The sequence below is a fragment of the Amycolatopsis acididurans genome (assembly GCF_012328925.1).
Lineage (GTDB): Bacteria > Actinomycetota > Actinomycetes > Mycobacteriales > Pseudonocardiaceae > Amycolatopsis_E > Amycolatopsis_E acididurans.
This window is the reverse complement of the sequence record NZ_JAAXLS010000005.1, coordinates 233,468-257,776: the sequence shown is the minus strand read 5'-3', so window position 1 is coordinate 257,776 and position 24,309 is coordinate 233,468. Positions and strand designations below refer to the sequence as shown.

30 protein-coding genes are annotated in these 24,309 nt (G+C 69.3%); 13 read left to right on the top strand and 17 right to left on the bottom strand.

The window, feature by feature from the left end:
• The first annotated feature begins 3 nt into the window (after positions 1–3).
• Positions 4–705 carry a helix-turn-helix domain-containing protein gene (locus HFP15_RS11410; protein ID WP_168514431.1) on the top strand — a complete coding sequence of 234 codons (702 nt, stop codon included), beginning with the start codon at positions 4–6 and terminating at the stop codon, positions 703–705.
• Position 706: 1 nt separating this feature from the next.
• Here the strand turns inward: HFP15_RS11410 and HFP15_RS11405 are convergent, their stop codons facing one another.
• The 5 genes from HFP15_RS11405 to HFP15_RS11385 all read right to left on the bottom strand — a co-directional run bounded on the left by HFP15_RS11405 (position 707) and on the right by HFP15_RS11385 (position 4,643).
• Positions 707–1,342: a cupredoxin domain-containing protein gene (locus HFP15_RS11405; protein WP_168514429.1), complete on the bottom strand. Its 636-nt coding sequence runs from the start codon at positions 1,340–1,342 to the stop codon at positions 707–709.
• Positions 1,339–1,905, bottom strand: a complete 567-nt coding sequence (locus tag HFP15_RS11400; protein WP_168514427.1) for a YceI family protein — start codon at positions 1,903–1,905, stop codon at positions 1,339–1,341. Before HFP15_RS11400 ends, HFP15_RS11405 begins: the two co-directional genes overlap by 4 nt.
• Positions 1,906–1,980: 75 nt before the next feature.
• Positions 1,981–2,937 (bottom strand): cupredoxin domain-containing protein, encoded by a 957-nt coding sequence (locus HFP15_RS11395; RefSeq protein ID WP_168514425.1) that lies wholly within the window; start codon positions 2,935–2,937, stop codon positions 1,981–1,983.
• A 135-nt stretch (positions 2,938–3,072) separates the two neighbouring features.
• Positions 3,073–3,987, bottom strand: a complete 915-nt coding sequence (locus HFP15_RS11390; RefSeq protein ID WP_210717039.1) for a CopD family protein — start codon at positions 3,985–3,987, stop codon at positions 3,073–3,075.
• Complete coding sequence (locus HFP15_RS11385) at positions 3,987–4,643, bottom strand: hypothetical protein (RefSeq protein WP_168514423.1); 657 nt, start codon at positions 4,641–4,643, stop codon at positions 3,987–3,989. The genes HFP15_RS11390 and HFP15_RS11385 overlap by 1 nt, the downstream gene beginning before the upstream one ends.
• Before the next feature lie 376 nt (positions 4,644–5,019).
• Between HFP15_RS11385 and HFP15_RS11380 the strand changes: the two genes are divergently transcribed.
• Entirely contained in the window at positions 5,020–5,556 is a 537-nt protein-coding gene (locus tag HFP15_RS11380) for a copper resistance CopC family protein (protein ID WP_168514421.1), read from the top strand.
• Here HFP15_RS11380 and HFP15_RS11375 read toward each other — a convergent pair.
• The 4 genes from HFP15_RS11375 to HFP15_RS11360 are packed head-to-tail and all read right to left on the bottom strand — an operon-like array spanning position 5,553 to position 9,305.
• A complete protein-coding gene (locus tag HFP15_RS11375) occupies positions 5,553–6,110 on the bottom strand; it encodes an acyltransferase (protein ID WP_168514419.1) in 558 nt (185 codons plus the stop codon). The two genes, HFP15_RS11380 and HFP15_RS11375, sit on opposite strands and share 4 nt — an antisense overlap.
• Positions 6,062–7,279, bottom strand: a complete 1,218-nt coding sequence (locus tag HFP15_RS11370; RefSeq protein WP_168514417.1) for a glycosyltransferase family 4 protein — start codon at positions 7,277–7,279, stop codon at positions 6,062–6,064. The genes HFP15_RS11375 and HFP15_RS11370 overlap by 49 nt, the downstream gene beginning before the upstream one ends.
• Positions 7,280–7,282: 3 nt before the next feature.
• Positions 7,283–8,212, bottom strand: coding sequence for an NAD-dependent epimerase/dehydratase family protein (locus HFP15_RS11365; RefSeq protein ID WP_168514415.1), 930 nt, complete (start codon positions 8,210–8,212; stop codon positions 7,283–7,285).
• Positions 8,205–9,305 (bottom strand): DegT/DnrJ/EryC1/StrS family aminotransferase, encoded by a 1,101-nt coding sequence (locus tag HFP15_RS11360; RefSeq protein WP_168514413.1) that lies wholly within the window; start codon positions 9,303–9,305, stop codon positions 8,205–8,207. The genes HFP15_RS11365 and HFP15_RS11360 overlap by 8 nt, the downstream gene beginning before the upstream one ends.
• Before the next feature lie 94 nt (positions 9,306–9,399).
• Here HFP15_RS11360 and lhgD point away from each other — a divergent pair, with 94 nt between their 5' ends.
• Positions 9,400–10,587, top strand: a complete 1,188-nt coding sequence (lhgD, locus tag HFP15_RS11355; protein ID WP_312871540.1) for an L-2-hydroxyglutarate dehydrogenase — start codon at positions 9,400–9,402, stop codon at positions 10,585–10,587.
• On the opposite strand, the gene HFP15_RS11350 is transcribed toward lhgD, so the two are convergent.
• On the bottom strand, positions 10,568–11,089 hold the full coding sequence (locus HFP15_RS11350; protein WP_312871539.1) for a DUF3558 family protein: 522 nt from the start codon (positions 11,087–11,089) through the stop codon (positions 10,568–10,570). The genes lhgD and HFP15_RS11350 overlap by 20 nt on opposite strands.
• Positions 11,090–11,196: 107 nt before the next feature.
• Between HFP15_RS11350 and HFP15_RS11345 the strand changes: the two genes are divergently transcribed.
• The 5 genes from HFP15_RS11345 to HFP15_RS11325 all read left to right on the top strand — a co-directional run bounded on the left by HFP15_RS11345 (position 11,197) and on the right by HFP15_RS11325 (position 15,071).
• Positions 11,197–11,946, top strand: coding sequence for a maleate cis-trans isomerase family protein (locus HFP15_RS11345; protein ID WP_168514409.1), 750 nt, complete (start codon positions 11,197–11,199; stop codon positions 11,944–11,946).
• A 61-nt stretch (positions 11,947–12,007) separates the two neighbouring features.
• Positions 12,008–13,297, top strand: a complete 1,290-nt coding sequence (gene serS / locus HFP15_RS11340; protein WP_168514407.1) for a serine--tRNA ligase — start codon at positions 12,008–12,010, stop codon at positions 13,295–13,297.
• Positions 13,298–13,384: 87 nt separating this feature from the next.
• Entirely contained in the window at positions 13,385–14,134 is a 750-nt protein-coding gene (locus HFP15_RS11335; protein WP_168514405.1) for a DUF2382 domain-containing protein, read from the top strand.
• Positions 14,135–14,226: 92 nt separating this feature from the next.
• Complete coding sequence (locus HFP15_RS11330; RefSeq protein ID WP_168514403.1) at positions 14,227–14,580, top strand: ArsR/SmtB family transcription factor; 354 nt, start codon at positions 14,227–14,229, stop codon at positions 14,578–14,580.
• Entirely contained in the window at positions 14,577–15,071 is a 495-nt protein-coding gene (locus HFP15_RS11325) for an SRPBCC family protein (RefSeq protein WP_168514401.1), read from the top strand. The genes HFP15_RS11330 and HFP15_RS11325 overlap by 4 nt, the downstream gene beginning before the upstream one ends.
• Here the strand turns inward: HFP15_RS11325 and HFP15_RS11320 are convergent.
• Genes HFP15_RS11320 through HFP15_RS11305 form a run of 4 tightly spaced genes read right to left on the bottom strand, consistent with a single transcriptional unit; the run spans position 15,068 to position 18,266 of the window.
• Entirely contained in the window at positions 15,068–15,976 is a 909-nt protein-coding gene (locus HFP15_RS11320; protein WP_168514399.1) for a haloalkane dehalogenase, read from the bottom strand. The two genes, HFP15_RS11325 and HFP15_RS11320, sit on opposite strands and share 4 nt — an antisense overlap.
• 10 nt (positions 15,977–15,986) lie before the next feature.
• On the bottom strand, positions 15,987–16,439 hold the full coding sequence (locus tag HFP15_RS11315) for a DUF350 domain-containing protein (protein ID WP_168514397.1): 453 nt from the start codon (positions 16,437–16,439) through the stop codon (positions 15,987–15,989).
• Positions 16,440–16,482: 43 nt separating this feature from the next.
• Positions 16,483–17,649, bottom strand: coding sequence for a glutathionylspermidine synthase family protein (locus tag HFP15_RS11310; protein WP_168514395.1), 1,167 nt, complete (start codon positions 17,647–17,649; stop codon positions 16,483–16,485).
• Complete coding sequence (locus tag HFP15_RS11305) at positions 17,649–18,266, bottom strand: hypothetical protein (protein ID WP_210717038.1); 618 nt, start codon at positions 18,264–18,266, stop codon at positions 17,649–17,651. The genes HFP15_RS11310 and HFP15_RS11305 overlap by 1 nt, the downstream gene beginning before the upstream one ends.
• Positions 18,267–18,376: 110 nt before the next feature.
• Between HFP15_RS11305 and HFP15_RS11300 the strand changes: the two genes are divergently transcribed.
• From HFP15_RS11300 to HFP15_RS11290, 3 genes are all read left to right on the top strand, one after another.
• Positions 18,377–19,285, top strand: coding sequence for a septum formation family protein (locus HFP15_RS11300; RefSeq protein WP_246271591.1), 909 nt, complete (start codon positions 18,377–18,379; stop codon positions 19,283–19,285).
• Positions 19,286–19,288: 3 nt separating this feature from the next.
• Positions 19,289–19,639 carry a metallopeptidase family protein gene (locus HFP15_RS11295; RefSeq protein ID WP_168514391.1) on the top strand — a complete coding sequence of 117 codons (351 nt, stop codon included), beginning with the start codon at positions 19,289–19,291 and terminating at the stop codon, positions 19,637–19,639.
• A gap of 70 nt (positions 19,640–19,709) precedes the next feature.
• The gene (locus HFP15_RS11290; protein ID WP_168514389.1) at positions 19,710–20,150 is read left to right on the top strand and encodes a hypothetical protein; all 441 of its coding nucleotides are present in this window, start codon (positions 19,710–19,712) and stop codon (positions 20,148–20,150) included.
• Between the two features lie 3 nt (positions 20,151–20,153).
• Here HFP15_RS11290 and HFP15_RS11285 read toward each other — a convergent pair whose 3' ends face one another.
• From HFP15_RS11285 to pheA, 3 genes are all read right to left on the bottom strand, one after another.
• The gene (locus tag HFP15_RS11285; protein ID WP_210717037.1) at positions 20,154–20,798 is read right to left on the bottom strand and encodes a DUF4232 domain-containing protein; all 645 of its coding nucleotides are present in this window, start codon (positions 20,796–20,798) and stop codon (positions 20,154–20,156) included.
• Between the two features lie 138 nt (positions 20,799–20,936).
• Positions 20,937–21,545: a histidine phosphatase family protein gene (locus HFP15_RS11280; RefSeq protein ID WP_168514387.1), complete on the bottom strand. Its 609-nt coding sequence runs from the start codon at positions 21,543–21,545 to the stop codon at positions 20,937–20,939.
• Positions 21,542–22,453, bottom strand: a complete 912-nt coding sequence (gene pheA, locus HFP15_RS11275) for a prephenate dehydratase (protein WP_168514385.1) — start codon at positions 22,451–22,453, stop codon at positions 21,542–21,544. Before pheA ends, HFP15_RS11280 begins: the two co-directional genes overlap by 4 nt.
• A gap of 97 nt (positions 22,454–22,550) precedes the next feature.
• Here pheA and HFP15_RS11270 point away from each other — a divergent pair, with 97 nt between their 5' ends.
• Together HFP15_RS11270 and coaA are read left to right on the top strand one after the other, a co-directional pair.
• Positions 22,551–23,165, top strand: a complete 615-nt coding sequence (locus HFP15_RS11270; protein WP_312871538.1) for a macro domain-containing protein — start codon at positions 22,551–22,553, stop codon at positions 23,163–23,165.
• A gap of 130 nt (positions 23,166–23,295) precedes the next feature.
• Positions 23,296–24,228 carry a type I pantothenate kinase gene (coaA, locus tag HFP15_RS11265; RefSeq protein ID WP_168514381.1) on the top strand — a complete coding sequence of 311 codons (933 nt, stop codon included), beginning with the start codon at positions 23,296–23,298 and terminating at the stop codon, positions 24,226–24,228.
• Positions 24,229–24,309: the final 81 nt, after the last annotated feature.

Genomic DNA, 24,309 nt, shown 5'->3' with positions numbered 1-24,309 from the left:
TCGATGACGAGGCAGGACGCGCGAAGCCTCTCGCCGGAAGCGCTGGAAGTACTGCGCAGGCGAGCGGTCGCGGCGGTCGAATCCGGTGTGTCGCGATCCGAGGTCGCGCGTGTCTTCGGCGTGTCCCGCAAAGCGGTCGGCTCCTGGGTGCTGGCCTACAAACGCGGTGGGGACAACGCTTTCACGCCGCGCACCCGCGGCCGCCGGCCGGGCGAGCAGCTCGCGCTCACGCCGATGCAGCAGGCGTGGACGGTGAAGAAGATCATCGCCGGAACCCCGGACGACCATGGCCTGCCGCACCAGCTGTGGACCCGCCAGGCGGTCGCCGAACTGGTGTTGCGCGAGTACGACATCCTGCTCGCGCACGGCACCATCGCGCACTATCTGATGCGCTGGGGGCTGCTCGACGAACCGCGGCTCACCGAGATGACCCGCCGCCGCGCCGATCCCGAGGCGATCTGCCTCGCCTCGACGCGTCCTCGCGCCCGGCTCGATCTCAGCCGCCCGGTCGGCCCTCGGCGCAATCTGCTGTCCGGCTTCGGGAACTACTACGGCGACGTCAACGTGCTGCTGGCGATGTCGAACCGGGGCGCGGTGTACTTCGCCGCCTCCAACGCCCCGTTCGACAACGCGGGCACCGCGGACTTCCTGCGGCGCCTGACGAACCAGCTGGGCCGCACGCCGAACGTGGTCGTCTGCCGCTGACCTACGTCTGGCGTCGCGAACCCAGTACCAGCAGGCACAGCACCGCGATCCCGGCCGCCACCCCGGCCACGATCAGCATCGGGTCGAGACTGGTCGTCGCGGTGGGCGCGACGCCGGCGGCGACGGCGGGCTGTTCCGGTGTCGCGGCCGGCACCTGCGCGGCCGGGGCCTCGCTCTGCGCGGGCATCGACATCGACGGCGTCGGTTGTTGCGCGACCGGAGCCTGCGCCACGGCCGACGTCTTCGGTGCCGCCGTGGTCGGCTTCGGGGTGCTCTTCGGAGCCGTCGTCGCCGGTGCCGCGGCGGCCGGCGCCGGTTGCACGATCACCTGCGCCCGCATGTCCGGATGGATCGAGCAGTAGTAGGAGTAGGTGCCCGGCGTGGTGAACGTGTAGGAGAAGCTCTGCCCGGTGGACAGCATCGGACTCTTGATCGCGACCGGCGCACTCGTCGTCGTCACGTCGTGCGGGGCCTGGTCGTGGTTGGTCCAGGTGACCGTGTCCCCGACCCGAACGGTCAAAGTGGACGGTGAGTAGGAGTAGTTCTCCATCGTCACCGCCTGGCTCGCGGCCTGCGCGGGCGGTGCGACGAACACGGCGCCCATCGTCGCGAGCAGCGCGGCCAGCAGCAGTCTCATCGTACGAACTCCGCGGCCAGCTCGATGTGAATCGGCCGCTCGCCCAGCACCTGCGCGATCCAGTGACCGGTCTCGAACTGCCGGCGCGGCGCGGGCAGTACCCCGGTCAGCCACACCACCACGGCGCGGTCGTCGGCGTAGGCCAGCTTGCCGTCCAGCCTCAGGTACAGGCTCGTGTCCAGCACGTCCAGCTTGCCGACCACCTCGAGAGTCCGGTCGGGCGCGATCAGCATGTCGGTGCTGCGGAAGCGGATGGTGGGGTTGTCCGCCGCGCATAGTCCTCCTTCGTCGGTGAGCGTGCGTGCGAGCCCGAAGATGTTCGTCCGCAGCGACCGTGTGACCAGCTCGAGCGCCAGTTCGCTCGTCTCGCCGAGCACGAGATGCCCGCCACGGCAGGCGAACCGGCCGCGGACCGGCGGCCGGCGCAGTACCCGGATCGACGGCTCGACCACGACTCGCGTGGGGTTCAGCTCGTAGCGGCCCGGCAGCTGCCGCTCCACGGGCCACTCGTATTCGACGGTGTCCGGCTCGATTTCCACGGTGGCATCGATGTCACCCGGCATCGGCGTCCTCCTCGGTGTGACAATGGGACGCGGTGGCCCGGCCGACCGCTTCTCGGCCGGGCCACCGCTTCCCGATCAGCAGGTCAGCTGGCTCATCAGCGGGGTGAGCACCTGCTCCAGCCAGACCGTGTGGGTCTTGATGTACTGGTCCAGGTTCAGCAGGTCGGTCACCTGCTGACCGAGCGAGGTCTCCAGGTGGGCCGACTGCACGTGCTGCAGGATCGGCGCCAGGGTGTCCTTGGCCACCTGGTCGGCGTCACCGTTGAACACCGGGCTCAGCACCTGCTCCAGCCACACCGTGTGGGTCTTGACGTACTGGTCCAGGTTCAGCAGGTCGGTCACCTGCTGACCGGGCGAGGTCTCCAGGTGCGCGGACTTGACGTGGTCGAGGATCGGCTGCAGCACCTCGTGCGAGACACAGCCGGTGCCGCTGCTGGGCGTCGACGACGGCATCGAGTGCGACGACGACTCCGAGCTCGACGGCATCGGCATCGACGACGAGGACGACGGCGCGGGCGCGCTGGTCGGCGCGCCGGTGGTCGGCTGCGTCGTGGCACCGCCGCCGGTCACCGTGATGGTGGCCTTCATGTCCGGGTGCACGCTGCAGTAGTAGGAGTACGTTCCGGCCTGGGTGAAGGTGTGGCTGAACGTCTGGCCCTGCTGGATCAACGGCGACGAGAACTTCTCCGGGCCGTCGGTCACCACCACGTTGTGCGGGGCGCTGTCGTTGTTGGTCCAGGTCACCGTGTCGCCCACGGAGATCTGCAGCGTCGAGGGCGAGAACGCGTAGCCCTTCATCTCGACGGCCTTGCTGGTGGCCTGTGCATCGGCGAGCTTTTCGTACAGCTGCGTCGCCACCGGGTTCGACTGCAGGCTGGCGGGCAGCGCCGAGTTCTCGGTCTTGCTCGAGGACAGGCTGGCGAAGCTGAACAGCACTCCCGCCAGCGCGACGATCGCCAACCCGACCAGCCACGTGGGCCGCTTCTGGGACGCCTTCGGGGCGTCCTCGACGGGAGTTTGGGACTTGTCCATTCAGGTTTTCCTTTCGGGGTTTCTCAACAAGTGAGCTGGGTGGCCGGCGGGGCCAGCAGGTGCGCGGACTTCACGTGGTCGAGGCTCGGGTTTCGGGCTCGTCCATGCAGCGGACTCCTTTCTCGGATTGACCGGTCATCGGCCGGGACTGGCCGTGACGAGCAGACTCGCCGCGACGACGACCACGATCACGAGCGCGGTCTCGGCGGCGACGGAATAGACGAAGGGGCGCACGGCGGAGGCCTGGCCGCGCAGCACCACGGCGAAGTCGAGCCTGCGGTTGACCCAGCTGCGACTTCCTTGTGCGGCGAGCAGGATCACCGCGAGCACGACGATCTTGAACAGCAGCGTGCGGCCGTAGTCGGTGCTGAACAGCTTTCCGGCCGAGCCGAGCGTCTGCCAGGTCAGCACCACACCGCCGGCGATGATCAGCAGCACCGAGCCCATGGCGAGTTTCGAGTAGCGGGGGACCACGGCGGCGAGTTCGTCCGGATCCCGTCGGGCGAGCAGGCCGAACAGCAGCATCGCGAGCCCGCCGAGCCAGGCGCAGATGCCCAGCACGTGCAGGAAGTCCGCGATCTGCGCGAGCGTCGGGCGAACGCTTTCCGAGGCGTGGCCGGTCATCCCGGTGGTGCGCAGCAGTCCGAAGCCGATGGCCATCAGCCCGACCCGCCATCCCAGCGACGTCGCCGCGACGCGGCCGCGCTGCAGCACCTGGGCGAGCACGACGCCGCCGAGCAGCCACAGCAACGTCCTGGCGAACCACACCTTTCCGAAGTGGACGTCGAGCACCTGCGTGATCAGGTCCCAGTTCAGGAAATCCGCCGGGGAGCGCTGCGAGATCCACGCGCCTTCGAGTCCGATCGCGCTGACCGTGCCCACCACGCCGAGGATCCAGCCGGTGACGACGACGCCACGGGCACGCCCGTGGTCGCCGCCGCGCGGCCACAGGAACGCGATGAACAACAGCCCGCCGAGGAACAGTGTCATGCCGAAGTAGTCCACCGCGCGGGCTGCGATGTAGAGCGCCTTGGTGACGGTGATGTCCATCAGCCGCCCACCTTCGGCAGCGCGGGCAGCAGTCCCGCGACGGGAGCCGTGGCCGCCGCCACGGGTGCCGTCGCCGGGGCCGCGGGATCCGTTGGCGCGCAATAACCCGTGACCTGGTACAGCAGCGTGTTGAGCATTCCCGGGGCGCTGCCGTCGGGGGCCTGCGTCAACCCGAGCGTGCCGGTGAGGCCGCCGACCGCGGGCACCGAGGCGACGACGTTGTTGGCCGCGTCGGCAACCTGTTGCGCCACCCCGGGCAGGCACGCCGCCGGCGCCGCCGGCTGGCCTGGCGTGGCGGGCAGGCCCGGCGTGGTCGGTGCGCCGGGGGTCGTGATCGGCAGCGGTGGCACGGTGCCGGCGTCGGCGGGCGGCTGGTCCACACCAACCGCCACACCGCTCGCGTCGGCGGGTGGCACGTCCGTGCCGTGTAGTTCGGTACCGGGCATGGTCATCGCGGGCGGCTGGATCGCCTGCGGCAGCCCGCCTTCCGGCAGTCCCGTGCCCGCGTCGGGCTGCGGCTGCGTCACCGCGGGAGCGGCGGCCTGCTGGTTCGAGGTGGTGGTGCGCAGGCCGAGCCCGGAGGCGAAGCCGACGATCACCACGACACCCGTCACCAGCATCGCCGCGATGACGTTTTCCCGACTCAGTGTCGCCACCAGCTGGTTCCTCGCAATCTCGGCTCGGGACGTAACGATCGGCTCGCCTCTCTCGACAGATGAGGGGAAGAGACGAATTTGCCCGAGCGATAGTCCGTTCGGTCTATTGGCTCTGCTGGGCCACGATCAGACCAGTTCCCATGTTTCGTGGGATATCCCTCGTGTGAATGCACCGTAAAACGACTCCCACCTTGGTTACGCGATCGAGGTGAGAGGGCTCGTGGCGTCACCCGTAAGAGTGGGAGCGCCGACGAGGTTCGCGCCAAAGTCCCAGGAAACGAGGTCGTCCATTTTGGCCGCGCGGTTCCCGCGGTGAGAACCTATTAATCTCTGATTTACAATTCGCGGTCGGCGCCTGAGCTACTGTTCTCGGACAATGTTGCCGAAAACCAGAAACCTGCTGATCAGGCTGTGCGGCCTCGTCTTCACCGTGGCCGCGCTGCTGCTCGCGGGCACCCACGCCGCGGACGCGCACGACGTGCTGGAATCCGCCACACCCGCCAAGAACTCGTCCGTCGCGAGTGCACCGTCCAGTGTGGAACTCGTCTTCAACGAGCCGGTCGACGACGGCTTCAACGAGATCACCGTCCTCGGGCCGGACAGGACCTCGCACTGGGAAGCGGGCGCGACGACCGTGCGGGCCGAGACCGTGTCGGTGCCGCTGCGCCCGCTTGGCCCGGCCGGGATCTACACGGTCGGCTACCACATCGTCTCCGAGGACGGGCATCCCGTTTCGGGTTCCTACACCTTCACCCTCACTATGCCGGGCGAGGGAACTCCCGCCCCGCAGGTGCAGGCCGCGGCCGCCGCGCCGTCCACAACGGACTCCGCGGTGCCGGTGTGGGTGTGGATCGCGGGTGCGCTGGTGCTGCTGGCCGCCGGTGTGGTCGTGGCGCGGCGGATCGCCCGCTAGTCGCCCGCGTTCTCCGCACGGACGCGGGCGGCCTCGGCCCTGATGTACTCCTCGTCGTAGCGCTGGAACACCCGCGCCGGATTGCCCGCGACCAGGCAGCGCTCCGGCACGTCCTTCGCCACGACGGAATTCGGCTGCACGACGGCGAAATCCCCGATCGTCACGCCGGGCATGATCACGACGAGGCTGCCGATGAAGCAGCCCTTGCCGATGGACACCGGTTTGCGCTCGATGAGATCGCTGCCTGTGTGGTTCTCCAGCATCATGTTCGCCAGCCAGCTGGAGTGCGTGAACACGAGCGTGTTGACGCCGATGCTGGTGTGCTCGCCGACCGTGAGCCCGCCGCTCGCGTCGAGCACCGCGCCCTCGCCGATCCAGCAGTGCTCACCGAGCCGCAATCGCTCCGGGTTGATGATCTTCGCGCGCTCCCGGATGCGGGTGGTCTCCGGCAGTCCGTACAGCCGGGCGCGTTCGGCGTCGTTGAGGTACTGCCCGACGAGTTCGGTCAGGATCTGGGGACGGAGGCGGTTGCTGCGCTCGTCGTCGAAGAACATAGGCCCTCCAGGATACGCAGGTGTTCCTTCGCCACGACGCCCAGCGCGAAGCTGCCGCGCACCAGCCCGCTCTGCCGCCGTGCGATTCCGGCACGCCGCTGCGGATCGTCCAGCAGTCCGACCACAGTGGACGCGACCGCACTGGCGTCATCCGGTGGCACGAGGAGGATGTTCTCGCCGTCACACAGATCGATGCCGGGATAGTTGTCCTCGGCGACCGACGCGATCGTCGCGGTGCCCGAGGCCATCGCCTCCAGTGACGCCGTACCGCAGCCGCCGTTGAGGTCGTGCGTGACGATGTCGGCGGCGGCGAAGTACGACGGCACGTCCTGCCGCGGCACCGCGCCCGTCACCACGAGCGCCTCCCGGACGCCGAGTTCTTCCGCCCGGCGCAGGAAAGCGTCGTGATAGACCCGGCCGACCACGAGCACCTTCGTCCGCGGATGCCGGGCGAGGATCTCGGGAAGCGCTTCCACGAGCGGGATCCGGTCGCGCAGCGGGATGACGTGCCCGAGCGAGACGATCAACGGTCCGTCGCCGATCCCGTTCTCCGCGCGCACGTCGCGGATCGGGGTGTGGTCGAGATGCTCGGTGTCGACCGGGATCGGCAGCCGTTCGGAGTTGCGCGCCGTGACGCCGTACCGCCGCGCGCAGTAGTCCACGCCGAGCTTGTCCAGCAGCACGTAGCGGGGGTTGATCCGCCGCAGGATGGGCCGCACCACCGCGGCGTCGAGCAACCGGAACAACGCGCTGTAGGCCGGATTGTCGCTGACGAGCAGGGTGTGCACGGTGAGCAGCACCGGAATCCGCTGCTTGCGCGCGTACGCGCCCGCGAGCCATGACAGGTCGAAGAACTGGCCGTGCAGGTGCAGCACATCGGGCTGGAACTCGTGCAGCAACCGGTAGAGCCGGCGCCGGTTTCCCGGCACCGGCGCGGTGAAGCTCAGGTCGAAGTCGATCGACCACCCGAGCTTGGGCATCTTCGCCGCGGGCAGCCGCACGATCCGGTAGCCGTCGCGTTCCTCGCTCCGCGGCGCCTGGCCGTAGGCGGCCGTGACGACGAGAACGTCGTGACCCTCGCGCGCGTAGGACTGCGCCAGCGACGCGGCCATGTGCGCGCTTCCCCCCACCCGCGGCGGGAAGAAGTTGTTGACGACAACGATGCGCATCGCTCAGCCGTACGACTCGACGAGTGCGCGCATGCCTTGCTCCACCGGGATTTCCGGCTCCCAGCCGAGGATCTCCCTGGCGCGCGTGATGTCCGCGGCGCGGCGCGAGACGAGCACGTCGCGCGGGTTGAATTCGGGCTCGACGTCCACGCCGACCGCGTCGATCAGCAGCTTCGCCAGCGTCGCGATCGAGGTGTCGATCCCGGTGCCGATGTTGATCGGCACACAGTCCCGCTCGGATTCGAGCGCGCGCACGACGGCCTTCGCGAGGTCGGTGACGTGCACGAAGTCCATCGACTGCTCGCCCTTGCCGTCGATCAGGGGCGGCCGCCCCGCGCGCAGGCGCTGGATGAAGTGGTTGATCACCGAGGTGTAGTACGCCTCGATCCGCTGTCCCGGCCCGTACACGTTGAAGAACCGCAGTGCGATCCACGACAGACCGGATCGGCGCTGGTAGAAGCCGAGCAGGTCCTCGCCCGCGCGTTTGCTGATGCAGTACGGGGTCAGCGGGTTCAGCGGATCGTCCTCGTGCATCGGCAGTTTGCGCGGCTCGCCGTACACCGAGGCCGAAGACGCGAACACCAGCCGCTGCACGCCTTCCGCGGCCGCGGCGGCGAACACGTTGTGGTTGCCGGTCATGTTGATGTCGATCGACTCGTGTGGATCGGCGATCGACTTGTTGATCGAGACGGTGGCGAAGTGGATGACGTGCGTGCAGCCGCGGATCGCCTCGCGCACCGCGCCGCCGTAGCGCACGTCGGCCTCGACCAGTTCGACCTTGCCGGTGGCCACGAACTCGCCGACCCGGTCACGGTCGCCGCGGGTCATGTTGTCGAAGATCCGCACCGAATAGCCGCGCTCGGTCAGCAGCGGAATGGTGTGCGCGGCGATGAATCCGCCGCCACCGGTGAAGAACACCCGTCGGTCAGGCAATTTCCAGCACCTCTCGGACGTTGTCGATGACACGGCCGACCTGGTCGTCCGTGAGATTCGCGTGCATGGGAACGGCGAGGTGCCGCCGGAACAGGTCGGCGGACACCGGCTGCGGCGGCTGTGGACCGTAGACCGGCTGCAGGTGCGAGGCGTAGGTGCCGATCGTGCACTGCACCCCGCGCGTGCGCAGTTCCGTCATCGCCCGGTCCCGGTCGATCTCCGGCGGGAGCAGGAGCAAATAGGACTGCCACGGGTGTTCCCGGTCGGGCAGTTCCGCGGGCGCGAGATCCGCGAACGCCGCCGAGTACCGCTTGGCCACCGACCGGCGCGCGGCGAGCAGGTCCGGCAGCCGGTCGAGCTGCACGCCCAGGATCGCGGCCTGTACCTCCGACAGCCGGAAGTTGTAGCCGAGTTCGTCGAACACCGGCAGCCCGTCGCGGCCGTAGGCGGGTTCGACGCCGTAGGTGTGCAGCTTGCGGGCCCGCTCGATCAGCTCGGCACGGTCGGAGACCAGCGCCCCGCCCTCACCAGCGGTGATGCCCTTGCGGCCGTGGAAGGAAAACGCCGCGAGATCGGCGAGGCTGCCCGCCGGTTCGCTCCGGTAGGTCGCGCCCGCCGCGCAGGCCGCGTCCTCGAACAACCAGAGCCCGTGCCGGTCGGCGATCGCGCGGTAGGCGTCGAAATCCCCGGGCTGGCCCGCGAGGTCCACGACGAGAACGCCGACCGTGCGCGGCGTGATCGCGGCCTCGATCGCCGCCGGATCGGCACAGAACGAGTCCGCGCACACGTCGGCGAAGACCGGGGTCGCGCCCGCCTGCAGCACGGCGTGCCCGGTGGCCGGGAAGGTGTAGTCGGCGACGATCACTTCGTCGCCCGGCCGTACGCCGAGCGCCTTGAGCCCGAGGAACAGCGCCGAACCGCAGTTGCTCGTCGCGAGCGCGTGCGCGGTTCCGGTGGCCGCGGCGAAGCGCTCCTCGAACCGGCGGCAGGCCGGACCCGCCCCCGCGAGCCAGCCGGAGGCGAACACCTCCGCGACCGCGGCGAGTTCCTCTTCGCCCACGGTCGGCTGTCCCAGCGCGATGCTCTCTGACATGCGGCTCCCTCTTCGGCGCGCGAAGTCTAAGCCGAGCACCCCGTCACACGATCAGGCGAACCAGCGGTTACGCGCAGCGCTTACCCTGGGCGACGTGGCACAGCGAGTCGTCGTCATCGGTGGTGGCATCCTCGGGCTGGCCGTGGCGTGGGAACTGACCCGCCGCGGCGCCGAGGCGGTGGTGCTGGAGAAGGAAGACCACTGGGCCGCGCACCAGACCGGGCACAACTCCAACGTCGTGCACGCCGGGCTCTACTACAAACCGGGTTCGGCGAAGGCGCGCATGTCCGTCGCGGGCAACGGGTCCATTGTGGACTTCGCACGGGAGAACGGCGTCGGGGTCGAGGTGTGCGGCAAGCTCGTCGTCGCGACCGACGAGTCCGAACTGCCAGCGCTGCACGTACTCGCCGAACGCGCCGTGGCCAACGGCGTACCGGCGAAGCTGATCAGCCGCGCGCAGGCCCTCGACTACGAACCCGAGGTCTCCTGCGTGCAGGCCCTGCGGGTGGAGTCGACCGGCATCATCGACTTCCCCGGCGTCTGCACCGCGCTGGTCGGGCTGCTCACCGAGAAGGGCGCCGAACTGCGGCTCGGCACACCCGCGCTGGGTATCCGGCCCGGCCGCGGCGGGGGCGTCGAGATCGCCACCGGCCATGAGGTGCTCAAGGCCGACGCGCTGGTCAACTGCGCCGGCCTGCAGTCCGACCGGATCGCCGAACTCGCCGGGCTCACCCCGCGCGCCCGTATCGTGCCCTTCCGCGGCGAGTACTACGAGCTCAAACCCGAGCGGCGGCATCTGGTGCGCGGGCTCATCTACCCGGTGCCCGATCCGACGCTGCCGTTCCTCGGCGTCCACCTGACCCGGATGCTCGACGGCAGCGTGCACGCCGGCCCGAACGCGGTGCTCGCGTTGCGCCGCGAGGGCTACCGCTGGCGCGACATCTCGCCCGCCGACCTGGCCGACGTCGCCCGCTTCCCCGGCGCGTGGCGGCTCGCCCGCAAGTACGCCTACCCGACGGGCCTGGAGGAGGTGCTGCGCTCGCTGTCCACCAGCCGGTTCGCCGCGAGCCTCGCCCGGCTGGTGCCCGCCGTCGGACCCGACGACATCGAGCGGCACGGCTCCGGGGTCCGCGCGCAGGCGCTGTACCCGGACGGTTCGCTGGTGCAGGACTTCCTCATCGAGACCGCGCCGAACCAGGTGCACGTGCTCAACGCGCCCTCACCCGCCGCGACCTGCGCGCTGGAGATCGCCAAGCACGTGGTCAACGAGGTACGTGCGTAGCGATCACCGGCGCCACCTTCCGCACCACGTCGCACGCCTTGCCCGGATCGGTGAAGTTCGATCCGGAGATCGCGATGAACGACGTGGCCGACAACGGCAGCGCGAGGTTGCAGAACGAGTCGCCGATGGCGCTCGGGTAGTTCTGCCACGTCACGCCGCCGATCGGCTCCTCGCCGGTGGGCTGGGTCGAGAAGTATTCGCCGATGGCCAGGTCGGTGGAGTAGAAGACCTCCACCGCGTCGTCCTGTGAGGCCTGCGGATCGGACGACTTCCACAGGCAGCCCGGCGGGACCCGGCTTTCCGGTTTGGCCGCCTCCGGCACGCCGGTGGCGAATCCCAGTCCCGCCGCCTCGTCCGCGGTCATCAGCGAGCAGGCGTCGGTGGACGCCGCCGGCGCCACCGTGACCCGGCCGGGCTGCGGAGTACCGGCGATCTTCGTCGTACAGCCCGTGACGACTCCGGCGGCCGCCAGCACGGCGACGGCCGTCAGCAGACCTCGCACCACACCCCCTGGAAGGTTTAACTGCCCGGTAACACGAGCCGAGCCTCGTTTTCGCACATCAAACCTAGCGTGTCGGCCATGGCCAGATGAGCGGAAGAGGACGGCCCATGGCACAGCACCCCTTCGAGATCGCGCTGCCCGCGCAGACGGGAATCGGCGTGGTCGCCCCGTTCGATTTCGCGCTCGACCGCGAGCTGTGGCGCTGGGTCCCCGACGAGGTCTGCCTGCATACGACACGGCTGCCGTTCCTGCCCGAGCCGGTCACCGTGCAGCTCGCCCGTGCACTGTCCGATTCGCACGGTGTCCGCCGCGCGACCCGTGACGTGCTGGTGCCCGAACCCCGTGTGGTCGCCTACGCCTGCACCTCGGGCAGTTTCGTCGGCGGGGCAGCCGGGGAGGCGGCGCTGGTCCAGAGCATGCTCGAAGCCGGCGCGCCCGCGGCGGTCACCACGTCCGGCGCGTTGATCCGCGCGTGCGAACGGCTGCGGGTGAACCGGCTCGCCGTCATCACCCCCTACGTCGACGACGTCACCGACCGGCTGCTGGCGTTCCTGGCCGAGTACGGCATCAGCACGTGCGCGAGCGTCGGGCTCGGCATGCTCGGCGACATCTGGAAGATGTCCTACTCGGAGGTCGTCGGCGCGGTCGCGGCGCTGGACACCACCGGCGCCGACGCGCTGTTCGTGAGCTGCACCAACGTGCCCACCTACGACCTGGTCGCCCCGCTCGCGCGGCGGCTGGGCATCCCGGTGCTCACCGCGAACCAGGTCACCATGTGGGCCGCGATGGAGGAGGCCGGAGTGGCCGTGCCCGCCGGAACCTTCGCGCCGCCGGTGCCCGTGCCCGAGGTGGCCTGAAACCCGCTGGTCGCTCTGGATACGCTGGTCGTGACAAATCCGGCTCGTTCCTGGAGTACCCATGCACGACCCACGCCTGCTGCTCGACCCCGAGACGGACGCGGCCGCCAAGCTGCGCCGCCGCGGTTACGTGCTCGACACCGACCGGCTCGGCAAGCTGGTGAGCAGGCGTTCCGAGGTCATCAGCGAGGGCGACCAGGCACGCGCGCAGTCGAAGAAGTCCGCGCAGGACGTGCAGGCCGCCGCGCGCCGCGGTGAGGACATCACCGAACTGCGTGAGCAGGCCCGCCAGCTCAAGGTGCGCATCGGCGAGCTGGAGGAGGAGCAGCGCGCGGTCGAGACGGAGCTGAACGAGTTCCTGCTCGCCATCCCGAACCTTCCGCTGGACGAGCTGCCCGACGGCGCCACCGAGGAGTACGCGGAGGAGATCCGCCGCTGGGGCACGCCGCCCGAGTTCGGGTTCGAACCGCTCGACCACGTCGACCTCGGCGAGCGGGCGGGCTGGCTGGACCTCGGCCGCGCCACGAAGCTGTCGGGCCCGCGGTTCGCGGTGTTCCGGAACGCGGGTGCCCGGCTGGAGCGTGCGCTGGCCGCGTTCTTCCTCGACCTGCACACCCGCGAGCACGGATACACCGAGTTCTCGCTGCCCGCGCTCGTGACGCGGCAGACCATGACCGGCACCGGCCAGCTGCCCAAGTTCGAGGAGGACCTGTTCCGCACCGGAGTCGCCGACCGGGAGCTGTTCCTCATCCCGACGGCCGAGGTGCCGCTGGTCAACCTGCACGCGGGCGAGATGCTGCCGCTGGAGGAGCTGCCGCTGCGCTACACCGCGTTCACGCCGTGCTTCCGTTCGGAGGCGGGCTCGTACGGGCGGGACACGCGCGGCCTGATCCGGCAGCACGAGTTCTCGAAGGTCGAGCTGGTCCAGTTCGTGGAGGCGGAGAAGTCGCGCGAGGCGCTGGAGGAGATCCTCCGCCACGCCGAGGACGTACTGCAGCGGCTCGGGCTCGCCTACCGCGTGATCAAGCTGCCGGCCGGGGACATCGGGTTCAGCGCGCAGATCACCTACGACATCGAGGTCTGGATGCCCAGCCAGCAGACCTACCGGGAGATCTCCAGCGCCTCGGACACCGGCCAGTTCCAGACCCGGCGCGCCGGCATCCGCGGCAAGGCCAAGGACGGCAAGCGAGGCGCGGTCGCGGCGCTCAACGCCTCGGGCCTGCCGATCGGGCGCACCCTCGTCGCGCTGGTCGAGCAGAACCAGCAGGAGGACGGCTCCATCCGCATCCCGGACGCCTTGGTCCCCTACACGGGTTTTTCCGTCATCCAAAAAGATGGCACCCCCGCCTGACTGACCCGAAAGGGTTGTTTCGCCTCCCGGGAGAACCGTCAACGCCATGAGCGACGGTCCACAAAGAACCGGAAAGGGGAAACGATCATGACCACGACCATGCGTCCCGAGGAACTGACCGAGAACGCGGTCGTCGATCCGCACGGCAAGAAGATCGGCAAGGTGGGCACGGTCTACCTCGCCGACGACACGCGCCGGCCGGAATGGGTCACCGTCCAGACGGGCATGTTCGGTCACAAGGAGAGTTTCGTTCCGCTGCGCGGCGCGCACCTGGAAAGCGACGGCCTGCACGTCGACGTCACCAAGGAACGCGTCAGCGACGCGCCCCGGATCGAAAACGACCGGCACCTGTCCGAAAAGGAGAGCGCGGAGCTTTACCGCTTCTACGACATGCCGATGCCGCGTGCCACCGGTGAGGACCGCGCCCAGGGGCACGACCAGCGCGCCAAGGGCGACGGTCGGCGGCGCGACGACGAGCGTTCCATGACCCGTTCCGAGGAGCAGATGAAGGTCGGCACGGAACGCGTGGAGAGCGGAAAGGTCAAGCTGCGCAAGTACACCGTGACCGAGAACGAGCAGGTGACGGTGCCGGTGACGCACGAGGAGGTCCGCGTGGAGCGCGAGCCGATTCGTGACGGGGACCGCCGCGGTGCCGCCATCGGTGACGACGAGCAGGAGGTCACCCTGCACTCGGAGCGTCCGAAGGTGGAGAAGGAAACCGTGCCGCGGGAGCGGGTGCGGCTGACCACCGAGGACGTCACCGAGGAGCAGACGGTGTCCGACGAGGTCCGCAAGGAGCGGATCGAGGTCGACGACGGCCGCCGCCGCGACCGCTGATCCGCACACTTCCGCCCGGCCCCGCGCCGGGCGGATTTTTTCGGCCGAATCGGGCTTGCGCGGGGGGTCCGCACTCACTAACGTACAACCATGTGGTTGTAGATGAGCTCAGTGACGAAGAAGTGGACCGGATCTTCCACGGGCTCGCGGACGCGACCCGGCGGGACATCGTCGTGCGGGTGCTGCGGCAGGAGCAGTCGGTTTCCTCGCTCGCCCGCCGGTACGACATGAGTTTCGCGGCGGTGCAGAAGCACGTCGCGGTGCTCGAACGGGCCGCGCTCGTCATCAAGCACCGGCGCGGAAGGGAGCAGGTCGTGCACGCGAACCCGGAGATCCTGCGCAAAACCACACGACTGCTCGAGGCCTACGAGCAGATCTGGCGTCATCGCGTCCAGGCGATCGACGACCTGTTGTCCGGAGAAGAAGAGAAGGGGACCGAGAAATGACCGTGATCAGCAGTCACAAAGACCCGAAGGCGCTGACCCTGACGCTCGTCGCCGAGTTCGGTGCGCCCGTCGAGCGGGTCTGGCGGGTATGGGAGGACCCGCGCCGGCTGGAGCGCTGGTGGGGCCCACCGACCTGGCCCGCGACCTTCGAGCAACACGATTTCAAGGTCGGTGGCAGATCGCGCTACCACATGACCGGTCCCGAGGGCGAAAAAGCCGGCGGCTGGTGGGAAATCCTCGCCCTCGACGCGCCCAACCGCCTCGAGTTCGCCGACGGTTTCGCCGACGACAACGGTGAACCGAACCCGGCCATGCCGACCACGCGATGTGTGGTGACGCTCGAAGCCACCGGCACCGGCACCCGCATGACCACCGTGTCGCACTTCGCCAGCGCCGAAGACCTGGAGCGGCTGATCACGATGGGCATGGAGGAAGGCATGAAGCTGGCCGCGGGCCAGATCGACGCCCTCCTCGCGGAGACCACCGTCTAATTCGACCGGACGAACTCGGCCACGATCCGGCCCAGCTCCTCGCCGGCGTCCTCCTGCAGGAAATGCCCGGCGTTGGTCACCGTGGGATGGTCCCGGTGCTGCGCGCCCTTCATGGCGCGCTTGAGCACCGGGGCCATGCCGCCGGTGATCGGGTCGCCGTCGGAGAACGCGCACAGGAACGGCAGGTCCAACTCGGACAGTGCCGTCCACGCGCGACGGTTGGCCTCGGTGGCCGGATCGTCCGGCCGGGTCGGCACGAGCGTCGGCATGACTCTCGGCCCCGCCTTGTACATCTCGTTGGGAAACGGCGCGTCGTAGGCGGCACGCACGTCCTCGCCCAGTTCGGTCCGGCACCCGGACTGCACGAACCGTCCGATGTCGAGCACCGGCGCCTTTTCCACGGCCTCACGGAACTTCCACCACACCTCGGGCATGTCCCGGTCCCCGGTGGGCAGGCCGGTGTTCGCGGCGACCACACGGGCGAACCGGCCGGGATGCTCGGCCACCAGCCGCAGCCCGATCAGGCCGCCCCAGTCCTGCCCGACGAGCGTGATGTCACGCAGGTCCAGCGCGTCGAACGCGAACGCACGCATCCACTCGACGTGCCTGGCGTAGCTGTGATCGGTCGCGTCGACGGGCTTGTCGGAGCGGCCGAACCCGACCAGATCCGGCGCGATGGCACGCAGTCCGGCGTCCGCGAGAACGGGAAGCACCTTGCGGTAGAGAAACGACCAGCTCGGCTCGCCGTGCAGCAACAGCACGGGCGGCCCGTCCGGTGGGCCCGCCTCGACGTAGGCCACGCGGACGATGCCGTCTCTCGGGTTTTCGATGTCGGCGTACAGCGGGGGGTAGTCGAAGTCGGGCAGGTCGGTGAACCGGTCTTCGGGTGTCCTTAGCAGACGCACACCCCTCACCCTAGGAGATGGCGACCGCCACGACGAGCCCCAGTGCCAGGTGCGCGGCCGCGACGACGACGCTCACCGCCCGGAACTTCTCGTCCTCCATCGTCTTGCCGACGTCGATGCGCGTCGCCCATTCGAGCAGTCGCACCGCGATGACCTGCACGAAGATGCCGAGCAGGCCGTAGACGAGCGACGTGATCAACCCGGCGGTGAGATCGCTCGCCGAGTTGAAGATCGCGACCACGATGATGAACGCCATGGACAGCAGACCGGAGGCGGTCACGATCACCGCGTTGGGCAGGCCACGGTGGACCAGGGCCGACAGCTTGCCCGGCGTCGTCCAGTCGATCGCGTAGAACCCGACGAACATCAGCAGCAGGCCGACGACGCCGTAGAGCAGAATCGCGCCGATGCCTTTGACGAGGTCGGAGCCGAAGTTTTCGGCCAGCGCGAGAGTCGAGGTCACAGGGTCTCCCAGATCGGTTCGCGGAAGTGTCGCGGGGTGTTTATCACGTTTGGGGGATTCGATGGGGGACGAACGCCGCGCCGTCGTCGGTCACCAGGCCGGCGGTCTCGCGGATCCCCAGCCCCGCCGAGGAGTCGCCGACGATCCAGGCACCCAGCGCCGGGCGGAACCCGTCGAACTCGGGCAGCGGATCGAACGCCTGGTAGACGAAGCCTTCCTCGCCGTAGACGCCGGGCGTCTGGGTCTCGTAACCGGGGGCGAGGATCTGCACGTTCGCGCCCTCACGGCCGAGCTTCGGCTTGCGGACGTACTCGGTGAGGATGTTCGGCTCGTCCACGAACGCGGGCAGCAGGTTCGGATGCCCGGGGTAGTTCTCCCACAGCATCGCCAGCAGCGTCTTGTTCGACAGCAGCATCTTCCACAGCGGTTCGACCCACAGCGTGCGCGGCAGGGTCTCCACGGCGTGGTGCCCGAACTCCTCGTCGACCACCCATTCCCACGGGTAGAGCTTGACGATCGTGTTCATCGGGGCCTCTTCGAGGTCGACGAACCGTTTGAGCAGCGGATCCCAGCCGATCTCCTCGATGGCGAGGCCGACGGTGTCCAGCCCGCCCTCCGCGGCGGTCTCCTGCAGGTAGGACGTGGTGATGTGGTCCTCGCCGGTGGGGTCGGCGCTGGACCAGGTGAAGTAGACGTCGCTGTCCGGCAGCAGCCCGCGGATCTCACCCCAGCGCTCGACCAGCCGCTCGTGGATCGAGTTCCACTGGTCGTCGTCGGGGAAGACCTCGGTCTTCCAGTGCCACTGCAGGACCGAGGCCTCCAGCAGCGAGGTCGGGGTGTCCGCGTTGTACTCCAGCAGCTTCGCCGGGCCGTTGCCGTCGTAACGCAGGTCGAACCGGCCGTAGACGTGCGGATCGCGGCGCTTCCAGGACTCCGCGATGTGCGGCCACACCCATTCCGGGATGCCGAACTCGCGATAGCGCTCGGTGAGCACGACGTTGTCGACGGCCTCGAGGCACATCGAGTGCAGCAGTTCGACGTCGGCTTCGAGCGAGAGCACCTCGTCCATCTCCAGGACGTAGTGCACGGACTCGTCCCAGTAGGGCCGGTCCTTGCCGGTGCCGTAGCGCGCCGGGCTGCCGAAAACCAGGCCCTGCTCCTCGACGATGCGCTGCCAGTCCCGCCGCGGGGCACTGGTTCCCCTTCGCACTAGGAGCCCCCGGACTTCCCGCTGCCGCCGCTGCTCTTGCCGCTGATGCCGAACCCGCCGCGCTGCACGGTCTTGCCGGAGCTGGACTTGACCGTGGTGCCGCCGGAGGGCTTGGTGTAGCTGCCACCGGAGACCGGCCTGCCGATCGTGCCGGTGCCGCCGTAGTTGTAGCGGTACTGGCTGTACCCGCCGCCGGGCAGCGGGACGAACCAGAACCCGGTGCTGGAGTTGTAGTAGCCGCCGTGGCTGGTGGCGTAGGAGTCGTCGCAGTACTGGTCGTTCTGCACGATCCCGTTGGAGTCGGTGCACACCGCTGTGACCTCGTTCGGGCTGCCGACCACGTACCAGGCCGCGACCACGCCGACGAGCCCGACGGTGACGCCGCTGCCGATCAGCACCTTGCGGCGGGTGCCCGCCTTGCGTTCGGCTACCTCGCGCGCCTGCGCCTCCTCGGCCTCGCGCCGTTCTTCGTCGGCGAGCGCCTTGCGGCGGGCACGCTGTTCGGCGAGCGTGGGTTCACGCGGTGTCGTCGTGTCCGGATCCTGGAACCGCATGGAGCCACGCTGCGGCTCGTTTTCCTGCGGCTGCCCCTCGCCCGGCGGGTCTTCCTCGGTCATCGAGGACACAGTAACCACCCGAGGGGTGTCGCGTGGACGCAACGCGGGCATTATTGACGGCGATGCTCGGTGACAGTTTGGCAAAGGACACTCTGCGTACCCGGCTGCTCATGACCGGTGTCTTCCTCGGGGCGGTGCTGGCGCTGTCGCTGAGTGTCGCGTTCTCGTGGGGCGGCGCCGCAGCGGGCGGCGGGAAGGTCGAGGAATCTCCCGAGGCCAAGGCGGCTTTTCACGCGGCGGCAGGCAGTTGCCTGAACTGGACGCAGCCGGACGCGGGCGACATCAAGATCGTCCCGTGCGAGCAGCCGCACCTGTACGAGGTGACGGGTGTGGTGAACATCGCCGACAAGTACCCGGCGGGCACCCCCGCGCCGACCGTGGACCAGTGGCGCGACATCGCGATGACCAAGTGCACGGACGGCGCGAGCAAGTACCTCGGCAAGCAGCTCGACCCGTACGGCAGGTTCACGATCAGCGCGCTGCGGCCCGGCACGTCCGAATGGGCGGACGGCGATCGCGACATGCGGTGTGTGCTGCAGTGGGCCGCGCCCGGCGGCGCGTTGCAGCCGATCACCGGGAACGTGGCCAAGCAGTCGGAGTCGGCGGTGTGGGACCCGGGCACCTGTCTCGCGCTGGTGGACAAGTCGGTCGGCAACCCCGTCAACTGTGCCCAGCCGCACGCGTACGAGATCGTCGCGACGGTCGACCTGAAGTCGCATTTCGCCGACGGCTACCCGTCGCAGGAAGATCAGGCGAAGTGGCTGGACACCGAGTGCAACCGGGACGTGCAGGGCTACGCGGGCGGGGTGAACCTCGCCGACCAGAAGCTGATCCTGACCTGGGACCTGCGTGAACAGGAAAGCTGGGACGCCGGGTCGACGCTGGTGAACTGCAAGGTCGGCGCGAAGCTGCCGGACAACAGCGGGCTGGCTCCGGTGACCGGCAGCATCAAGCAGCAGGCCCAGGACGCACCGCCCGCGCAAGGCGGTTCGCAGGCGCCCGCGCCGGGCGGCGGCTAGCGCATGGCGGTGCGGATGTCCGCCGCGCGCTTCGACGAGCTCGTCGGCGACGCGCTCGACGCCGTACCCACGGAGTTCGCCGAGGCGATGGACAACGTGGTCGTGCTGGTCGAGGAGCAGAACGACGAGATGCCGGACATCCTGGGCCTCTACCACGGCGTCGCGCTGACGGAGCGGACCAGCGACTACGGCGGTGTGCTCCCGGACCGCATCTCGATCTACCGGCGCCCGATCCTGTCCATGTGCGAGGACGAGGACCAGGTGGTGGAGGAGGTGCTGATCACGGTGGTGCACGAGATCGCCCACCACTTCGGCATCGACGATTCGCGCCTGCACGAACTGGGCTGGGGCTGACGAGGCCTGCGAAGGTAACGGACCGGCGGCGAAGCTAGCCGCTCGAAGCGCCCCGGTGCTGCAATGTCCTATGCGGATCCGCCGCAACGAAATCCCGCCCGACGAGACCTCACCCGAGGAAACCGCCGACGAACGTTCGCGCCGCCCGTACGTGGTCGGCGCTGTCGCGGGGTTCGTCATCGGGGCGTCGGTCATCGGCCTGCTGTGGGCCGTCTCCGGTGCCGGGGACGGGGCTGCGGAAGACGCCCGCGCTGCGTGTGCGGCGCTGGCCAAGGTGGTGCAGAGCCTGCCGAGCGATCGCACCCAGCAGGCCGCGCTCCCCTCCGGGGTGGTCAGCCACGCGATCGCCGCCCGCGAGCTGTCCGCGGCGGCGGCGGACGGAAGTGCCGTCTACGAGGACCTCGCCGATCACCTCGACGGGGTCAGCCGCATGGTGATCAGCCTCAACCTCGCCGACCCAGCCGGCCGCCACGACCTCACGCTGGCGCTGCAGGACTGCGCCCGCGTCTGACGCCTACTGCGCCCCGGTGCCCTGCTGCAGCGTCTTCACGGTGAGCTGGTTGCCGGGAATCTTGTCGCTGCCGCATCCGGTGCCGGACAGTTCGACGAACATCGACGCGGTCTCCTGCGGCGGATACACGCGCAGGCCGCGCACGGGCTGCGGCTGGCAGGTCACCGGGTCGTAGTTCTGCACGTTGACGAACCCGACGTCGGCGTACGCGCTGGCGCCCTTCGCGAGGGTCACCGGGTCACCCTTGGTGCCCTCCCGGAACGCCGCCGGACCGACCTGGTGGCCGTCCGCACCCCCGACGTAGGAGACGCCCGGGAAGCCCTGGATCACGCATTCGTGGTCGCTCACGTTGGTGAAAATCAGGGGCCGGTACACGGTGCCCGCCGCCGCGTCGCCTCGGCCGATCGAAAGCTTCAAGTCAGCTGCCTTGCAGGTCCCGTTGTCGGCCGGCGCGGCAGGTGCGGTGGTGGTCGGCGCCTGCGTGCCCGACGCCGGGCTCTCCGAGCTGCTCGGCGCCGTCGTGGCGCCGGCGCTCGTACTGGGCTGCGGCTGCGCGTTGTTGGTGCCTTCGCCACAACCGGCCACGGCTGCCGCGACCGCCGCCGCGGTCAACGTCAGCCCGATCTGGGAAATCCTCACTCGCACCATCTCAATGCCTCCCTGTGCTGAGCAAGCGGTACCCGGAGGACGTGTAAAGCACGCGTCTGGTTGTCACGCGCATGCCACTTTGTTACCGAAAACCCCCGCACACGGTGAAACTACAACAATCCCTGGCCATCAGCCTGTTCACATCGGCAGCCCCGCCCAGGACAGGCAACGCCAGCCCTGCACGGTCGTCTCCATCTCGACGATCCCGGTGTTCGGCAGCAGACCCTGATCGGCGAGCTCGGGCCGGACGTTGTCGGCCAGCCACTCGGCGCTCAGCCGGATCGCGCCGCCGTGGCTGACCAGCACGATCGCGCCGTCGGCCTGCTCATGCTTGGCGCGCAGCTCGGCGACGGCCCGGGTGTAGCGCTCGCACACCTGGAAACCGCTCTCGCCGCCGGGCATCGCCACACTCAGATCGCCCTGCGTCCACGGCCGCACCGTCTGCGCGTACACCCGCAGCGCCTCGTGGTCACCGCGCCCTTCGAGGTCCCCGACGCTGACCTCGTGCACGCCGTCGATGACCTGCACCTCCATCGCGAGCGCGTCCGCGAGCGGGGTGGCGGTCTGCTGGGCACGGGTGGCGCGCGAGGCGTAGACGGCCGCGATCGGCTCCTCGGCGAACTTCTCCGCAAACGCTTGCGCCTGCTCTCGGCCCAGCTCGGTCAGCGGCGGTCCGGGCAGCGCGGTGTCGAGGATCTTCCGGACGTTCGCGGTGCTCTGCGCGTGCCTGACCAGATACAGCTTCAAGCCTGCTCTCCTCTGCGAACGGCCGCGAGCCATTCCGCGGCGTCGACGAAATCCGCGTTGCCCGCGGACGGTTCGACGGTCGCGCGCACCCCGTCGGCCCTGGGGTGGGACCCGAGGAACCGGACGTTGCGGCAGCGGCGGCGCAGCGCGGCCACCGCGTCGCCGATCCGCGGCTCGGCGATGTGGCCCTCGAAGTCGATGAAGAACCGGTACTCGCCGAAGTTCGTCTTCGACGGGCGCGCGTCGAGCCGGGTCAGGTTGATGCCCCGGCTCGCGAGCTCGGTCAGCAACTCGGCCAGCGCGCCGGTGCGGTTCGCGGCCGCGGCCACGATCGAGGTGCGGTCGGCACCCGTCGGCTCCGGCAGCTGTCGTGGCTTGCTCACCAGCAGGAACCGGGTGCGCGCGTCCCGCACGTCGGCGACCTCGGTGGCCCTGACCTCGAGCGGGTAGTGCTCCGCGGCGACGGGGGCGCAGACCGCCGCGTCGAACTCACCCGCCTGCACGGCGACCGCGGCCGCCGCCGTCGAGGAGGCCGCGATCGGCCGCGCGCCCGGCAGGTGCGCCTCGATCCACAGCCGCACCTGCGCCAGCGCGTGCGGATGGCTCGCGACCGTGTTGATCTCGGTGGTGCCCGGCCTGGCCAGTATCGAGAAATGCACGGGCAGCAGCGCTTCGGCAACGGCGACGAGCGGTTCGGCCTCGGCGAGGGTGTCGAGCGTCGCGGGCACCGGGCCTTCGACGGAGTTCTCCACCGGAACGCAGGCGGCGTCGGTCTCCCCCTTGCGCACGGCGGCCAGTGCCAGCTGAACGGTCTCGAACGGGATCAGCTCATCGCCGGCGGCCGCGAGGCTGCGGGCTGCCTGTTCGGTGAACGTCCCTTCCGGGCCGAAATACGCGATCCTTGCCACGGAAACAGATTACGCACCCGGACCCGTGCTGCTCTGATCAGGCGTAGCGTCGCGGCGACGGTTACCCCGCGTGGCAAATTTTGGCATGGTGGAAAGCGTGACCGCGGAATCGGGCACGCACGTAAGCCCCAACGGAACCGACGATCAGGTCTCTCCGCACATCCCCGACCTCGTCCTGTGCGCCGTCGAGGAATCCCTCGCCCGCGCCTGGCAGACGGTCGTGGACAGTGTGGACGGTTCCGCACGCGTTCACCGGGGTTCGGTGCTCGATGTGGAGGCCGACGCGGTGGTCAGCCCCACGAACTCCTACGGCTGGATGCGCAACGGCATCGACGCGGTGTACGCACGCGCGTTTCCCGAAGTACAGCAGGAAGTTCGCAGCGCCGTGCTCGCCTATCACGGCGGGGAACTGCCGATCGGGCAAGCTGTGGTGGTGCCCACGGGCGAGATCACGCCCGCGTGGTTGATCAGCACGCCGACGATGCGCGAGCCCGGCGAGGAACTGCCCGAGCACACCGTGCATCCCTACCTCGCGGCGCGGGCGGTGTTCCTGCGCTGGCGGGACGGCAAGCTCGACCACGGTGTCGAACTCCGCCGCGTGGTGCGCACCATCGCGATGCCGGGGCTGGGCACGGGCAGCGGCGGCGTGACGCCGGAGACGTGCGCGCGGCAGGTCGCGGTGGCCTGGACTGAGGTCTTCGGCACTCGTTGAACGCCGTCTGCCCAGCTCACCGGGTGGCGTGTAGTAAGTCACAGCGCGTTCACCGGCGGTAAGACCTACCGTAAGAGCAGCGTTACGCGGATAGCGACGTCCAGCGCAGGCGATGGGCAAGGAGAGTGGGATGCCACGAGTCCTCCAGGTCAGCCCCTACGTCGAGCTGCACCGGGAACAATGGCGAGAACTCCGTCGCAGCACACCGCTCCCACTCACGGCCGAGGAGCTGCTGAAGCTGCGGGGCCTCGGCGAACAGGTCGACCTGAACGAGGTCGCCGAGGTCTACCTGCCGTTGTCACGCCTGATCAATCTTCAGGTGGCCGCGAGGCAGCGACTTTACGAGGCGACCACGACTTTTCTCGGCGAGGACTGCCGGGGCACGAAGGTCCCGTTCATCATCGGCATCGCGGGCAGCGTCGCGGTCGGCAAGTCGACCACGGCCCGGTTGTTGAGCACGCTGCTGGCGCGCTGGCCGGACCACCCGCGCGTCGATCTCGTGACCACGGACGGATTCCTGTACCCGCGTGCCGAACTGGTGCGGCGGGGCATCATGCACCGCAAGGGTTTCCCGGAAAGCTACGACCGCCGCGCGCTACTGCGCTTCGTCACCGAGGTCAAATCGGGTGCGGGAGAGGTCAGCGCGCCGGTCTACTCGCATCTGGCGTACGACATCGTGCCCGGCGAGGAACAGGTCGTGCGCAGGCCGGACATCCTCATCATCGAGGGCCTCAACGTGCTGCAGCCCGGCCCCCGGCTGACCGTGTCGGACCTGTTCGACTTCTCGATCTACGTCGACGCCCACACCGACGACATCGAGCACTGGTACATCGAGCGGTTCCTCAAGCTGCGGCAGACCGCGTTCGCCGACCCGGCCTCGCACTTCCACCACTTCGCGAGCCTGCCCGACGACGAGGCACGCGAAGAGGCCCGGCACCTGTGGCGCACCATCAACGAGCCGAACCTCGTCGAGAACATCCGGCCCACCCGTCCGCGGGCAACGCTGGTACTGCGAAAGGACGCCGACCACTCCATCAACCGCGTGCGCCTGCGCAAGCTGTAGGTCCCGCCCGCCACCACCCTGCGCGGACACGCCTACGCGCGGCAGTCACAAATGGGCCGATCGGCTGATGGACCTCGTGGG